Origin of the sequence: Prevotella sp. P4-98, from assembly GCF_002251405.1 — a bacterium.
Taxonomy (GTDB): domain Bacteria; phylum Bacteroidota; class Bacteroidia; order Bacteroidales; family Bacteroidaceae; genus Prevotella.
The window spans coordinates 148,884-164,768 of the sequence record NZ_NPJC01000060.1 but is presented as its reverse complement, the minus strand read 5'-3'; the positions used below and the strand labels follow the sequence as shown (position 1 = coordinate 164,768).

15 protein-coding genes and 1 tRNA gene are annotated in these 15,885 nt (G+C 45.9%); 11 read left to right on the top strand and 5 right to left on the bottom strand.

Annotation, left to right across the window (positions count from 1 at the left end; translation table 11 throughout):
* Nucleotide 1: 1 nt before the first annotated feature.
* From mreD to CIK96_RS10225, 5 genes are all read right to left on the bottom strand, one after another.
* On the bottom strand, nt 2-499 hold the full coding sequence (mreD, locus tag CIK96_RS10245; RefSeq protein WP_094434482.1) for a rod shape-determining protein MreD: 498 nt from the start codon (nt 497-499) through the stop codon (nt 2-4).
* Between the two features lie 8 nt (nt 500-507).
* Nucleotides 508-1,374: a rod shape-determining protein MreC gene (gene mreC / locus CIK96_RS10240; protein WP_094391240.1), complete on the bottom strand. Its 867-nt coding sequence runs from the start codon at nt 1,372-1,374 to the stop codon at nt 508-510.
* A gap of 6 nt (nt 1,375-1,380) precedes the next feature.
* Entirely contained in the window at nt 1,381-2,403 is a 1,023-nt protein-coding gene (locus tag CIK96_RS10235) for a rod shape-determining protein (protein ID WP_094391239.1), read from the bottom strand.
* A 34-nt stretch (nt 2,404-2,437) separates the two neighbouring features.
* Entirely contained in the window at nt 2,438-3,031 is a 594-nt protein-coding gene (locus CIK96_RS10230) for an IMP cyclohydrolase (RefSeq protein WP_094391238.1), read from the bottom strand.
* Nucleotides 3,032-3,551: 520 nt separating this feature from the next.
* A tRNA-Met gene (locus tag CIK96_RS10225) sits at nt 3,552-3,625 on the bottom strand.
* A 130-nt stretch (nt 3,626-3,755) separates the two neighbouring features.
* On the opposite strand from CIK96_RS10225, the gene CIK96_RS10220 reads away from it, so the two are divergent.
* From CIK96_RS10220 to CIK96_RS10170, 11 genes are all read left to right on the top strand, one after another.
* Nucleotides 3,756-4,151: an START-like domain-containing protein gene (locus CIK96_RS10220; RefSeq protein WP_094391237.1), complete on the top strand. Its 396-nt coding sequence runs from the start codon at nt 3,756-3,758 to the stop codon at nt 4,149-4,151.
* Nucleotides 4,152-4,285: 134 nt separating this feature from the next.
* Nucleotides 4,286-6,214, top strand: a complete 1,929-nt coding sequence (locus tag CIK96_RS10215; protein ID WP_094440515.1) for an LptF/LptG family permease — start codon at nt 4,286-4,288, stop codon at nt 6,212-6,214.
* 87 nt (nt 6,215-6,301) lie between these two features.
* Nucleotides 6,302-7,513 (top strand): bifunctional 3,4-dihydroxy-2-butanone-4-phosphate synthase/GTP cyclohydrolase II, encoded by a 1,212-nt coding sequence (locus tag CIK96_RS10210; protein ID WP_094391235.1) that lies wholly within the window; start codon nt 6,302-6,304, stop codon nt 7,511-7,513.
* 111 nt (nt 7,514-7,624) lie between these two features.
* Complete coding sequence (locus tag CIK96_RS10205; protein WP_094391234.1) at nt 7,625-8,818, top strand: pyridoxal phosphate-dependent aminotransferase; 1,194 nt, start codon at nt 7,625-7,627, stop codon at nt 8,816-8,818.
* A gap of 181 nt (nt 8,819-8,999) precedes the next feature.
* On the top strand, nt 9,000-9,830 hold the full coding sequence (locus CIK96_RS10200) for a MotA/TolQ/ExbB proton channel family protein (RefSeq protein ID WP_094391233.1): 831 nt from the start codon (nt 9,000-9,002) through the stop codon (nt 9,828-9,830).
* A gap of 30 nt (nt 9,831-9,860) precedes the next feature.
* Complete coding sequence (locus CIK96_RS10195; protein WP_094391232.1) at nt 9,861-10,487, top strand: biopolymer transporter ExbD; 627 nt, start codon at nt 9,861-9,863, stop codon at nt 10,485-10,487.
* A gap of 3 nt (nt 10,488-10,490) precedes the next feature.
* A complete protein-coding gene (locus CIK96_RS10190; protein ID WP_094391231.1) occupies nt 10,491-11,135 on the top strand; it encodes a biopolymer transporter ExbD in 645 nt (214 codons plus the stop codon).
* Between the two features lie 33 nt (nt 11,136-11,168).
* Nucleotides 11,169-11,993 (top strand): energy transducer TonB, encoded by an 825-nt coding sequence (locus CIK96_RS10185; RefSeq protein WP_094391230.1) that lies wholly within the window; start codon nt 11,169-11,171, stop codon nt 11,991-11,993.
* A 1-nt stretch (nt 11,994) separates the two neighbouring features.
* The gene (locus CIK96_RS10180) at nt 11,995-12,954 is read left to right on the top strand and encodes a PstS family phosphate ABC transporter substrate-binding protein (protein WP_094440514.1); all 960 of its coding nucleotides are present in this window, start codon (nt 11,995-11,997) and stop codon (nt 12,952-12,954) included.
* A 48-nt stretch (nt 12,955-13,002) separates the two neighbouring features.
* Nucleotides 13,003-14,430 carry a hypothetical protein gene (locus CIK96_RS10175; protein ID WP_094440513.1) on the top strand — a complete coding sequence of 476 codons (1,428 nt, stop codon included), beginning with the start codon at nt 13,003-13,005 and terminating at the stop codon, nt 14,428-14,430.
* Nucleotides 14,431-14,724: 294 nt separating this feature from the next.
* A complete protein-coding gene (locus CIK96_RS10170; RefSeq protein ID WP_094440512.1) occupies nt 14,725-15,840 on the top strand; it encodes a DUF418 domain-containing protein in 1,116 nt (371 codons plus the stop codon).
* Nucleotides 15,841-15,885: the final 45 nt, after the last annotated feature.

Genomic DNA, 15,885 nt, shown 5'->3' with positions numbered 1-15,885 from the left:
ATTATCCCCTAACGCTCTCGAAAGTCATTATCAGCGCTAAAGTAAATACAGCGCTACCAAATACACACATCATCCATTCCACTATATCAAAATATGAGAATGTTTCAAGCGAGAAGAATACAATACAGTAGGCCAGGACGAGTATGGTGACGTAGTATGCAAACTTAGCTAATCCGATTGTTCGGATGGCTGGTACAAGATCGTCAACAGAATCTCGTGGCACGAAGAGTTGGAAGATATAAGGTTGCAAAGCTCCGATAAGTGTCAGAGCTCCTGCTGCCACCCCAGGAGTGTTGCAGAAGATGTCGATAGCCAATCCAAGCGAGAAACTCCATAAAAGGATTCCCCATTTAGGGTAGTTGCGTGGGAATTTGACCACGAAATAGACATAAAGCAACGGGGTAGCAAATCCGAAGAGATGGATACGTCCGAGTACCATCGCCTGTACCAAGACATAGGCGATGAACAGTCCTGCCCGTTTCAACACATCGATAGACATTTGCCTTTTTATTCCTTCACATTAAGTTTGAGGGAATCGCGTGCAGCCTGAAGCAGCCGTGTGCGTTCCCCGATGGTTTTATCGCTAATGACGACAACGTCGCGAATGCAACCGAAGTCGGTAAAGAGTTCCACCTTGACGCGATATGATAGTCCGTCGGCAGAGTTATAGACTGTGCTAACCTTTCCTACGATAACTCCTGGTGGGAAGATGCTGGAGTATCCGTTGGTTTCCACCTTATCTCCTCGATTAAAACGTGCATGTCGGGGAATATCTTCAAGATAGGCTACGTTAGGATCTTTTCCATCCCATCGTAATACGCCGAAATATCCTCTTCCTCGTATGGCGCAACTGATGCGCGAAGTAGTATTGAGTACTGGGATGAGGACGGAATAATGGTCGGAGACGAGATAAGTAATGCCAACAATTCCCTGTCCGCATGCCACACCCATTCCAACCTCGACGCCATCGGCTGCTCCACGGTCGATGGTCATCAGGTTGTCTGGACGGTTGAGCTCATTGGTAACCACTTTGGCCGGTATGAGCTCATAATGGCTGAGCATTTGGAGTTCCTGTCGTTCTGCTGCGGTTGTATCGCCGGTAAGCTCGGCATATAGTTTTCGCAGCTGTGTCACCTGTCTTTCAAGGTAGAAATTGCGCAAGGTAAGGTCTTTATTGACCTTGGTGAGCGAGAAGAACGATTCCACCCTTGCTCTTTCGCTATTGACATGTCCTGCCACGGCGTTGGCTGATGATAGCCATGCGCTACCTTGATAGCTGTTGTATCGGAACAGCAATACAAGGCTGACGATTTCAAGCAATACGAAAAGAAACCAATGATGGTACTTTTGCAGAAACTCCAGCAGGTTTTGCATTTCGTGTTATCGCATCAAGAATGAGAAACGGTTGATATTCTTCAGAGCGACGCCAGCACCTCTTGCTACTGAGTGTAAAGGATCTTCTGCTACGTGGAATGGAATATTGATCTTGTCTGTCAGACGACGATCGAGTCCTCGCAACTGTGCTCCACCACCTGAGAGATAGATACCGTTTTTAACGATGTCGGCATACAGTTCAGGTGGAGTGTTCTCAAGTGCTGAGAGTACTGCATTCTCAATCTTGGCGATAGTTTTGTCAATACAATGCGCAATCTCCTGATAGCATACGGGCACTTCCATGGGCAATGCGGTAATGCGGTTAGGTCCATGCACAACATAATCCTCAGGGGCTTCGCTACCAAGATCGGTAAGGGCAGAACCTACGTTGATTTTGATACGCTCTGCCATTCGCTCGCTGACTTTCACATTGTGCTGACGTGCCATATATTCCTGAATATCGGCAGTAAGGTCGTCGCCGGCAGTACGGATGGAGTTGTTGCTGACGATACCGCCGAGTGAGATTACTGCAATTTCGGTAGAGCCACCACCTATATCAACAATCATGTTGCCTTCTGGTGCCTCAACATCAATACCGATACCGATGGCTGCTGCCATGGGTTCGAAAATCAGATATACGTCACGTCCGTCGGCATGTTCTGCTGAGTCACGAACGGCACGAAGTTCTACTTCGGTGGATCCCGAAGGTACACCGATGACCATACGGAGTGAGGGTGAGAAGAGTCTTGAACCAGTATGCACCATTTTGATAAGTCCGCGCATCATCTGCTCGCAGGCAGAGAAGTCGGCAATCACACCGTCGCGCAAAGGACGGATGGTGCGAATATTCTCATGAGTCTTCTCATACATCATCTTGGCCTCATTGCCTACGGCAATCATCTTGTCGGTGCGGCGATCGAGAGCCACTACGGACGGCTCATCAACAACGATCTTATCATCACTGATAATGATGGTGTTTGCCGTTCCAAGGTCCATGGCTATTTCCTGGACAAAACTAAAAAATCCCATATTAGTCTGTTTCGTTCGTTAAATTGTAGTATGCTTATTTCTCGAACCACGCATGAATAGCGGTGTCGTAATGGCTGCTGACGCCGAAAGCACGAGTAGCGAACATGCGGCGCTGCTCCTTGGTGGTCTCTGCACCCTGCTTGTTGAGGATGTCGAGCAGCACACTATATTCTGCCTTTGAAGGCACGATAACTACGTCGTTGAAATTCTTGGCTCCTGCACGGATGAGCGAAATACCGCCTATATCAATCTTCTCGATAATATCGGCATCGCTTGCGCCACTGGCTACAGTCTGCTCGAAAGGATAGAGGTCCACAATAACGAGGTCGATCTCGGGTATCTCATATTGTGCCATTTGCTCGCGGTCACCTTCATTGTCGCGACGACCGAGGATTCCACCAAACACTTTAGGATGCAAAGTCTTGACACGTCCGCCAAGAATAGAAGGATAGGTTGTTACGTTTTCTACCTTTTCACATGCATAGCCGAGGCTTTCGATAAAGGTCTGTGTACCGCCAGTAGAGAGGAACTTTACGCCCTCTTCGTTGAGTTTTTTAAGCAGTTCTTCGAGTCCATCTTTATGGAACACGGAGATCAGCGCTGTCTTAATTTTCTTTGAATCTGCCATAAAATGATATAACGTTATAATGTTTGTCTAAACCTGCGTTTCTCAAAACGCTCTGCAAAATTACAAAAAAGACGCCACATTGTATCTTGTTTTATGAAAAAAATCGGGTTTTATCGCATTTTACTGATATGGAATAGGTCACGAGCCATTTACATAGACTCCAAAGAGAAGCGATTTACTGTCTGCAAACATATTGCAACCAAGGTTTTTCAAACTGAAGGGCAATCTCTATTTTCATCAATCTATTAGCGCACCGATGCGTTCGGGATGCGTTCGGGATGCGTTCGGGACTAATCGTCAATAAGCCAACATCGATACTTTCGCAATATGTCCGAAGCAAGTCCCAAGTAAGTCCCAAATAAAGTTCCAAAACTTGCGAACAAGAATGGGAGGACATTAGGAGAAGATTTATCGGGTGAGCCGAAGAAAGGATGACAAGAGCGAGTTGCGCTCACTTAGAATTGAAACAAAAAAACCTTTGCAACCATTACAATTGCAAAGGACAATTTAAATTATTCAGTAGCGGGAGGGGGACCCGAACCCTCGACCTCCGGATTATGAATCCGACGCTCTAACCAGCTGAGCTACCCCGCCATTGGCTGTTAAGCGGGTGCAAAGGTAATACAATCTTTTTAAATACCAAAATTTTTTTCAAAAAAAACATTGCTATTTCAGTGTTTTTTTGTATTTTTGCAACAGAAACAAACCAAAAAACGAAGAAACCATGCATATTCTAAAGAAAGAATACTCCGTTTCCGCAAAATCGCCAAAAATAGTTTGGGACATGATTGGTAATGCAGCAGGCATGCAAAAATGGCTTGCAGACAGCGTGACGGAAGACGGAAACCACTGGACCTTTACCTGGGGAAAGCCCTGGACTGAACGCGACACAAAAGTCTCAGAAGTATTGGAAATCGTCAAGCCCTGTTATATCCGACTAAAATGGGACTATCAGGAAGTAGACCCACAGGCATACTGGGAAATACGCATCGAACAGAGCGAATTGACCGGACACATCAATCTTGTCATTACCGACTATGCCGACGACGAGGACATCGACGACCTCAGCAACCTATGGGACGACAACATGGAGCGCCTGCACCGTGTCAGCGGACTATAGTCGCACACCCTTCACGACGACCATAAAACCATGGCCATACATTATATATGCGCCTGAAACGATAAAAAAAACGAAATTATTGCCGTGCTCTGACATTTTTATAGTAATTTTGCAGTCTGAAAGCACATTCATGAATGTTTCGAATTAAGAAATTAGACATATTTATCGCTAAGCAGTTTGGACTGCTATTCGTAGGAACCTTCTTCATCTGCCAGTTCGTGCTGATGATGCAGTTCTTATGGCGATACGTGGACGAACTGATCGGAAAAGGACTGTCGCTCGATATTCTGGCACAGTTTTTCTGGTATATGGGACTGATGCTCATGCCTCAGGCCTTCCCTCTTGCCATTCTTCTAAGTTCACTCATTGCCTTCGGAAACCTCGGTGAGAGCTCAGAACTTACCGCCATCAAAGCTGCCGGAATCTCACTCATACAGTCCATGCGGTCACTCATCGCCATTGTCTGCTGCATCAGTTGCATTTCGTTCTATTTCCAAGAAGTAGTGGGACCAGAGTCGTTCGTGTCATTCCGACAACTGCTCATGTCGATGAAACAGAAAAACCCCGAAGTGGAAATCCCAGAAGGAATCTTCTATGATGGCGTAAGCGGTTCAAATATCTACGTTCAGAAAAAAGACCTCAACACAGGAAAACTCTACGGACTCATGATATTCCGCATCAACGGCGGCTACGACGACCATGCCATCATCCTGGCAGACTCAGGCACCATGCAATCCACCGCAGAGAAGAAACACATTCTGCTGACACTCTACAGCGGCGAATGGTTTGAAAACATGAGACAACAAGACATTGCCGGCCCTGCCAATGTGCCCTACCGACGAGAGACATTCTCCAAGAAGCGCATCCTACTCGACTTCGACGGCGACTTCAATATGGCTGACGCAGGAGGCATAGCCACCGACGCACGCTCAAAAGGCATGCGCCAGATACTCCACGACTTAGACTCCATTAGGGAATTCAACGATTCGGTAGGACACGCAGTCTTTCACGAAGCACAAAACAACTACCTGCGACTGCCTTCGTTCAACAAGAAAGACTCTCTCAAAGTCATGTCAGACATCAGTAAAGGACAACTCAATTTCGACTCAGCCTTCACAAAGCTACCGGTTGACGTCAAACAGAGTGTCATCAAGCGAGCTGCCGACAATGCACAAATGGCAGCAATAGACCTCGATTTCAAAGCCGACTATTCTACTTATCTCAACCGAAACGAAAGATTGCACGAGATAGAAGCCATCAACAAGATCACACTATCACTATCGTGCCTCATATTCTTCTTTATCGGAGCACCGCTCGGAGCCATCATCCGCAAGGGTGGACTGGGAATACCGGTAATCATATCAGTCATCGTGTTCATCATATACTTCATACTCGAGAACACAGGAATGAAAATGGCACGTGACGACAACTGGACAGTATGGTTCGGAAAACTCATGGGAACAGCAATCCTCACCCCCATCGCAGTATTCTTCACCTACAAAGCCAACAACGACTCGGTAGTATTCAATATCGACCTCTACAAATCAATTCTCATGCGCATACTCGGCCTGAGATCCAAACGACACATCAGCAGTAAGGAGGTCATCATCGAAGATCCATCCTACATCAACGATGCACAGCTGTTATTACACATCAACAACGAAATACAACAGTATAACACCGAACACAGGCTGCTGCGCCTACCCAACCCTATCAAGGTATTTTTCCGTCCAGGCAACGACCAGAACATCGAGCGCATCAACGAAATGCAGGAAAACATCATACGAGATTTGATGAACACACGAGACCGTGCCATCATTACCTACCTCAACAGATTCCCCATCGTTGCAACCCATGCACACACTCGGCCCTTCCGGCGCAAATGGCTCAACGCCATCACGGGAATATTCTTACCAACAGGCATCATATTCTACCTCCGCATGTGCCAGTTCAGGTTCCGATTGTATAAAGACCTCACGGCCATCACAACAAACAACGAACTCATTGTCAAACGAATAGCTGAAATAACAGGTACAGACTATAATAGTCTGAAAAAAACCTAGACAATCACGACAAAACAGGAATTCAATAACCATAAGAAACATAATATCTCATAATATATAAATAAGGTATAAAAAGAAAATTACAATATGGAGAAACTCAAAGTAAATACCGTAGAGGAAGCCATTCACGACTTCCGCGAAGGCAAATTCGTCATCGTTGTAGATGATGAAGACCGCGAGAACGAGGGCGACCTCATCTGTGCAGCAGAGAAAATCACTCCAGAAATGGTGAACTTCATGCTGAAATACGCACGTGGCGTACTCTGCGCACCTGTCACCATCAGCCGTAGCATCGAACTCGACCTGCCACACCAAGTACAGGACAACACCTCGCTGCTCGGCACTCCATTCACCGTCACCATCGACAAGATCGAAGGATGCTCGACTGGCGTGTCTGCACATGACCGCGCTGCCACCATTAAGGCATTAGCCGACCCCAACGCCACACCACAGACTTTTGGACGCCCCGGACATGTCAACCCACTCTATGCACAAGACAACGGAGTACTTCGCAGATGCGGACACACCGAAGCCGCCATCGACCTTTGTCACATGGCAGGACTCTATCCCGCCGGAGCACTCATGGAAATCATGAACGACGATGGTACCATGGCTCGTCTGCCAGAACTTATAGCATTTGCCAGAAAGCATGATTTGAAGGTTATCACCATCAAAGACATGATAGCCTACCGCCTGCAAAAAGAATCTATCATCGAAGTAGGCGAAGAGGTAGATATGCCCACCGAATACGGACATTTCCGACTCATCCCATTCCGCCAAAACAGCAATGGACTGGAACACATGGCACTCATCAAAGGCGAATGGAAAGAAGACGAACCTGTACTCGTACGCGTACACTCATCATGCATGACTGGCGATATCCTCGGTTCCATGCGATGCGACTGTGGAGAACAACTTCACAAAGCCATGCAAGCCATTGAAAAAGAAGGCAAAGGCGTGGTAATCTATATGCAGCAAGAAGGTCGCGGTATCGGACTGATGAACAAGATTGCAGCCTACAAACTGCAAGAAGAAGGCCTCGACACAGTAGATGCCAACCTACACCTTGGCTTCAAAGCCGACGAGCGAGATTATGGCTGTGGCGCTCAGATGCTCCGCCACCTCGGCGTACGCAAGATGCGACTGCTCACCAACAACCCCGTAAAACGCGTCGGTCTTGAAGGTTACGGACTGGAAATCGTTGAAAATGTCCCCATTGAAGTAACTCCAAACAAGTTCAACAGACATTATCTTGAAACGAAGAAAAACCGCATGGGACACACCCTGCACCTCAAATAATAACCAATTCATTGTATTTTAATACGAAAAAGGTAAAAATCAACTAATTTCTTTCGTAAAAAAGAAATAATTGACTAATTTTGCAAACAATTCTACTTATACAAAAATAACATGGCACAACTATCAGACCGACTCCAACGGTTGGCTCCTTCTGCAACACTCGCAATGTCGCAGAAGAGCTCAGAGATGAAAGCGCAAGGCATCGACGTTATAAACATGAGCGTCGGAGAACCTGACTTCAACACACCGGACCACATCAAAGAGGCCGCAAAAAAAGCTATCGACGACAATTACTCCAGATACTCACCAGTACCTGGATACGCTGATTTGCGCAAGGCCATCGTAGAAAAACTCAAAAACGAAAACGGACTTGACTATACCGTCAACGAGGTACTTGTATCAAACGGTGCCAAGCAGAGCGTCTGCAACACCGTCATGGCACTTGTCAATCCCGGCGACGAAGTCATCATACCTGCCCCATATTGGGTAAGCTATCCGCAGATGGTAAAATTGGCTGGAGGCACACCTGTCATCGTAGAAGCTGGATTCGAGCAAAACTTCAAGATGACTCCCGAACAACTTGAAGCTGCCATCACCCCCAAGACACGCTTGCTCATCCTCTGCTCACCAAGCAATCCAACAGGTAGCGTATATACCAAGGAAGAACTTGCAGGACTTGCAGAAGTTATCAAACGTCACGATGACCTCTTCGTATTAGCAGACGAAATCTACGAGCACATCAACTACGTAGGACACCACGAGAGCATCGCCCAGTTCCCCGGCATGAAAGAGCGCAGCATCATCGTCAACGGAGTATCAAAAGCATACGCTATGACAGGTTGGCGCATCGGTTACATCGCCGCACCCGAATGGATTGTCAAAGGTTGCAACAAGTTGCAAGGACAATACACCAGCGGTCCATGCTCCGTAAGTCAGAAAGCAGCAGAGTTCGCATACACACAAAGTCAGGAATGCGTAGAGCAGATGCGTCAGGCCTTTGAACGCCGCCGCAACCTTATTGTCAAGCTCGCGCAAGACATACCAGGACTCGAAGTCAACGTACCGCAAGGTGCATTCTATCTCTTCCCCAAATGCAGCAGCTTCTATGGAAAGAGTTACGAAAGCACCACCATCAACAACTCCAGCGACCTCGCCCTCTTCCTCCTCGAAAAAGGTCACGTGGCAACCGTTGGCGGTGACGCATTCGGTGATCCAGACTGCTTCCGCATGAGCTATGCAACAAGCGACGAAAATATCATCGAAGCCATGCGCAGAATCAAGGAGACATTAGCCCTGCTGAAATAAAAAAAAGAATTATTAACTAGTTAAAAGTTCTTAATTATAACAATTGTACGGCGCAAATGATTATCTTTGCTTTCAGTTATAGAGGCAAAACTGCTTTTTTACGACTGTCTAGAAACCGCAAAGTACGCTAAATCAGAAAGATATATAACTTTATTTAATAACTAAAATTACATTCAAAATTATGGCAACTACAAAAAAAGCAGCCCCCGCCAAGAAGGGCCAGGGCTTTCAGGGAGTAAAAGGAGCATTCTGGATTATCGCTGTCTGCTTCGTTCTCGCAGTATGTTTCTTCAAGTACTTCCTCGGTAATGCAGATCACATCAACCCTGCAAACGGTGAAGTTATCGACGGTAACATGTGGGGTACCATCTACAAAGGTGGTGTCGTTGTACCTGTGATCCTTACCCTGCTGTTCTCAGTAATCGCTCTGTCTATCGAGCGTGGTCTGGCTCTGAACACCGCTTTTGGTAAGGGCAAACTCCCTAAGTTCGTGGCTAACATCAAGGCTGCTCTTAACGCTAATGATTTCGTAAAGGCTCAGGAGCTCTGCGACAAGCAGCGCGGTTCTGTTGCTAACGTAGTAGGTGCTTCTCTCCGTGCTTACAAGGAGATGGAAGCTGTTTCTGGTATCAAGAAGGCTCAGAAAGTAGCTAAGATCCAGCAGGCTCACGAAGAGGCTACTCAGCTGGAGATGCCTACTCTGACCATGAACATGCCTATCATCGCTACTATCGTTACCCTCGGTACTCTGACCGCTCTGTTCGGAACCGTTGTAGGTATGATCCGTTCATTCGCCGCTCTGGCCGCTGGTGGTGGTGCTGACTCACAGGCTCTGTCACTCGGTATTTCTGAGGCCCTGGTTAATACCGCATCTGGTATTTTGACCTCTTGGGTAGCTGTTGTAGCTTACAACTACTACACCAACAAGATTGACAAGTTGACATTCGCCCTCGACGAGGTTGGTTACTCAATTGCTCAGACTTACGAAGCAAACCACACAGAAGAGGCTTAATTTTTGCTAACCCTTTAAAATTTTATCACTATGGGTAAAGTAAAAATTAAGAAAAGCGACGTCTGGATAGACATGACCCCAATGTCTGACGTGATGGTGCTTTTGCTGACGTTCTTCATGATGACATCTACATTCGTGAAGAATGAACCAGTAAAGGTCAACACACCACAGTCAGCCGCTAAGGTCAAGGTTCCAGAGAACAATGTTCTGAACATCACCATCAACCCTCAGGGTAAGGTGTTCATGAGCATGGACAATGTGAACTATCTGAAGACAACGCTGTTGGATATGACCGACAAGTTCGGTGTAAACCTCAGCCCTGCCCTTCAGCAGAAGTTCTTGGAAGAGACACAGTTTGGTGTACCCATGAACGAGTTGGAACAGTATCTCTCACTGCCTCAGAGCAAGTTGGCTGAGACACTGGCCACCAAAGGTATTCCCACCGACAGTATCGCCAATGGTGACGGTACAAAAGGCATGAGTGAATTCCAGTTGTGGGTAAGAACTGCGCTCGACGCAGGTGAAGACATGAAGATCTGCATCAATGCAGACTCAAAGACACCTTATAAGGTTGTTAAGACCGTCATGTCAGAACTGCGCTCTATGGATGAGAACCGTTATCAGTTGATTACATCGTTTAAAGAAGCGGAGGAGTAAAGAATGGCAAAGCAAAAAGCAAGTAAACAGAAGAAAGTCAATGTACGCGTCGATTTCACGCCGATGGTGGACATGATGATGCTTCTTATCACGTTCTTCATGCTCTGTACGTCTTTGAGCAAGCCGCAGGCCATGCAGCTGACCATGCCAAGTAACGACAAGAACATCAGCGATGCGGATAAGAACGCAACCAAAGAGTCACACACCATTACTTTTTATCTTGGTGGCGACAACAAAATCTACTACATCAAGGGTATTCCCAAGTATGACGATCCAACCTGCATGAAGGAAACTACATGGGGTAAAGATGGTATCCGTAAGATCATTACCGAGCATCGTACAGAGGAAGGTATCATTCCTGTAGCAAAGATTCGCCTGGCAAAACTTGAGTTGGACAAGAAGAAGAAGGAGACAGAAATGCCCGATTCTACTTACAACAATGAGTTGTCAAAGATTCGTAACGGTGAACTGCTCAATGGCGAGAAAGTTCCTACACTGACCATTATTATCAAGCCGACCGATGCGTCAAGCTACGAGAACATGGTCACTGCACTGGATGAGATGCAGATTTGCAGTATCGGTAAGTACGTCATCGACGAGATTAGCCCCGACGACATGAAGCTTCTCAAAGCTAAGGGTATCAAGTAAATGACATTAAGTAACATCTAAAAGCAAGAAACTATGTCTAAAATAGATTTGATTGACAATGGATGGGTTGACCTTGTCTTCGAAGGAAGAAACAAGGAATACGGTGCTTACAAGCTGCGCAAGAACACAGGATCACGTAACGTGTATTCAATTATCATCATGGTGATCCTGGCTGCTGCCATCGGTCTTATCGTAGGTGTCAACGCCATCATTGAAGCAAACAGCAAGGAAGAGATTTCAGCAGATGTCGAGCTCTCACAGATTGCCAAGAAAGAGGTAAAAGTTGAGAAGAAAGCACCTGTGAAGATCGAGGAAGCCAAACCTGTTGAAAAAGTAAAGAGTTCGGTAAAATTCGTTCCTCCTGTCATCAAGAAGGACTCCGAAGTAAAGCCTGATGAAGAGTTGAAGTCACAGGATGACCTCAACAAGACTAAGACTGCTATCGGTTCTTTCGACGTGAAAGGTAATGACGATGCTGCCGGTGAGGTGCTGAAAGCTAAAGAGGTTATCGCACAGCCAGAGCCTCCAAAGGAAGAAGTAGCCAAGGTGTTCGACGTTGTTGAACAGATGCCTTCTTACCCTGGTGGTCAGTCTGCCCTGTTCGAGTATCTGAACAAGAGCATCAAGTATCCAGTAGTAGCTGAGGAAAACGGCATTCAGGGTCGTGTAATCGTATCGTTCATCGTTGAGCGCGACGGTTCTATCACGGACGTGAAAGTTGTGAAGTCAGTTGACTCTTCACTCGACAAGGAAGCCAAGCGCGTTGTGCAGAGCATGCCACGCTGGATTCCTGGTAAGCAGAATGGTTCGGCTGTACGTGTAAAGTACACCCTTCCTGTAACCTTCAGACTTCAGTAATATGAGAAGAAACACATTCAACATTTTCGTTGGATTAGCACTAATTATTTTCGGACTTGCTGCCTGCAAAGACAGCAAGCCGAAAAAATTTCGTGCAGATACTATATCATCAGGGGCGATTAGTTTCGCCTCTGATAATAGTTTCGCACCCATTATCGATGAAGAGGTAGAGATGTTCAACAACGACCATCCTAAAGCCAAGCTTACTGCCATCTATACAAATGAGCAAGATGCCGTAAAAATGCTGATGGAGGAAAAGATATTTCTCGCCATTACCTCTCGTCAATACACCAAAAACGAGTTTAACACACTCAAAAACTTAGGATACAAGTCGATGAAGTCTGCTCCCATTGCTTACGATGGTTTGGCACTAATCATCAACAAATCCAATCCCGACACCTGTATCACCGTCAAGGATATAGCCCGCATACTCCGTGGTGAAGCCAAGAAGTGGAGTGATATCTATCCTGGTTCGAAGCAAGGCGATATAGAAGTGGTATTCGACCATCCGAAATCGAGCACCGTTCGCTATTGTCAGGATTCCATATTGGGAGGCAAGCCCATCAACAGTCCTAACATTCAGGCTGTAGAGAAATCTGCCGAAGTCATCAACTATGTGGAAAGCACCAAGAATGCCATTGGCATCATCGGTTCAAACTGGTTGAACGACAAACGTGACACGACCAACGTCACCTTTAAGAAGAATATCCGTGTGATGTCTGTCAGCCGTATGGAGACAGCCACCCCAGAAAATAGCTACAAGCCCTATCAATACTACATCTATGATGACAGCTATCCATTGATACGTACCATATATTGCTTGCTGAATGATTCCTATCGCGGTCTGCCTTTCGGTTTCAGCAATTATATCGCATCGCCCAAGGGTCAGCTTATCATCTACCACTCGTCAATTCTGCCTGCTTATGGCAACATGACAACACGTAGTGTGATAGTGAAATAACAAGAAGAAACAAATTTATGTCTAACTAACATAATAAAAAAAGAGATTATGAAGACAATTAAATACCTATTGATGGGTGCGCTGATGATAGGATTCAGCACACAGGCCAACGCCCAGGATGGCACCGCAGCCGACGTAGCTGCAGTAAAACAGATGATTAGTAGCAAACCTGCCGACTTCGACAAGCAGATGAAGAACTACTATAAGAAGAACAAAAAGAACGTTGCCAACCTGTTGGCTTTCGCCAAGGCATTCTATGCAGCCAAGGATACAGCTAATGCTCGTACTTTTGCTAACTACACTCTCGCAGCCAGCAAGAACAAGAATGCGGAGGCATTCATCATGCTAGGTGATATTCAGGCATTGGGTGACAATGGTGGTGAAGCAGCCTCTTACTACACACAGGCTCGCTATGCTGATCCTAAGAACCCTGAGGCTTATTTCAAGTATGCCAACGTATATCGCAAGATCAGTCCCTCTGAGGCAATCAGCGTACTTGAGGAGCTCCGCGCACAGCGTCCTGATGTAGCTGTTGATGCTATTGCAGGTCGTATCTACTATCTCGCCAACGATTTCGAGAAGGCTCTTGAATACTACAATAAGGCTGATATGACGAAGATGGAGGATAGCGACTTGAGCGACTATGCCATGTCTGCATTCTTCAAACAGCAGAATCAGAAGAGTCTTGAGATTGCTCAATATGGTCTGACCCGCAAGCCACGTAGCGCTGCTTTCAACCGTCTGGCATTCTTCAACAGTACAGACCTTAAGGAATATGATCAGGCTCTGAAATATGCAGATGCCCTCTTCAACCAGTCAGACTCAGCAAAGTTCTCTTACTTCGACTACACTTACTATGGCAATGCCTACAACGGTGCTAAGCAGAGTGACAAAGCCATTGAGATGTACGAGAAGGCGCTTGCCCAGCCCGACATGGACAACAAGGATAAGCGTGCTGGTATCATTGAACAGATTACCGAGGCATATCTCAACAAAGATGACTTCGACAACGCCATCAAATACCACAAGGAGTACATTGCAACTGTAGAGAAACCAACAGCCAACGATTTGGCAAAACTCGGTCAGCTTCACACCCAGAAAGCAGGAACCTTGGAAGGTGATGCTCAGAAAGAAGAACTGAAGAACGCTGATGTAGCATATGAAGACTTGCAGAACCGCTATGAGAATGCCATCGAATATGCAACGTTCATGCGTGCACGTGTAAACTCATATCAAGACCCCGACCAGAAGCTGGGTCTCGCACTTCCCTTCTATCAGAAGTTGGAAGAGATGATTGCACCTAAAGAGACAAAAGACAAGGCAGACAATGCCCGTCTGATCGAGGCATATCGCTATATGATCTCTTACTACTATGTAGCTAAGGACGATAAGGCAAAAGCAACAGAATTTGCACACAAGCTGTTGAAAATCGATCCAGAAAACGATATTGCCAAACAAGTACTTGGTGTTAAATAAGCAACCCCAATTTTTCAAGGACTAAACTGGGAGGAAGGGCCAATCGCAAGATGGTTCTTCCTTTTTTTCGAGACATTCCAACTATTTATGATAGAAGACGTAGTGCAAATAGCACGCCGTTATGCATAGGTTATCACAAGAAAATTAAAATTATGAATATCGTTAGTTTGATAACATCGATTACTAAGATGCGGTATATCTGAAAAAGTTTTCATCTGACGGAATAAGACGAGCGAGCTATTGTGCAATTCACTTTTTATGCCTACTTTTGCACCATCAACAATACAGATCGTTATGTACAAGACAAAAGGACTACCCAATACCCGTATTGACGTGGCTGACGCCTTACGCGGAATAGCCGTGGCAGGTATTATCATCTATCATGCTGTGGAGCATTTCAACATCTTCACGTCACAGCCCATTTCAAACACATTGCCAATCGACCAACAGATTGCCGACACATTGGCATGGCTACTATCTGGTAAGATGTATGGTATCTTTGCCATGCTTTTCGGTTTGAGTTTCTTCATCATGAACGACAACCAGCAACAAAAGCATCAGTCGTTCGACTGGCGTTTCTCGTGGCGTATGTCCCTCCTACTCTGTTTTGGCATCGTCAATGTAGCCTTCTATGATGGTGACATTCTCATCATTTATGCACTCATTGGCTTATTACTCATCCCCATCAGCCATCTATCATCGCGCTGGGTATGGACTATCATTATCTTCCTAGCGCTTCAACCGATAGAACTCATGTGCCTATTGTCAGGATATGAAATAGACCCTACGCACCTTTGGGAGATGTTTGGGACAATGAGTGAAGTACACCAATATGGCAGTTTTTGGCACAATACGCTCATCAATTTGAAGTTGGGTTTCCCTACCGACGTATTCTTTTTCGTCTATACAGGCCGGTTGACACAAATACTCTGCCTATTCATCCTCGGCATGCAGTTGGGCAGACATCGGTTGTTCTACAACGAAGGTCAACACCTGTATTATTGGTATCAGGTGCTGATTGTTTCCGTTGGGATTACTGTGTTGATGAGTCTGACACCGTTTGGTTCATTGGAAAAATGGCTATCTCCTATCTACAATCTCGTTATCCTGTCAAGCATGGTCTCTACCATAGTCACCCTCTGGTATGCATATCCAAGATTTCAACGCATAATGCATCATCTCTGTCTGTTTGGTCGCATGAGCCTGACCAACTATTTGCTGCAATCCATTATAGGTACCATTATTTTCTGTGGTTATGGGTTTGGATACTACCACAAAGTAGGAACCACTTATGCAGCACTTATCGGCATCGTTATGGTCATCGTTCAATATTTATTCTGTCAATATTGGTTCAGGCATCATAGCCGAGGACCTTTAGAAGAGTTATGGAAACGACTGACTTGGCTGTAAGAGTCTGCCATGGTCTAACACGAAAGCTACTGTCGAGCAAAGATA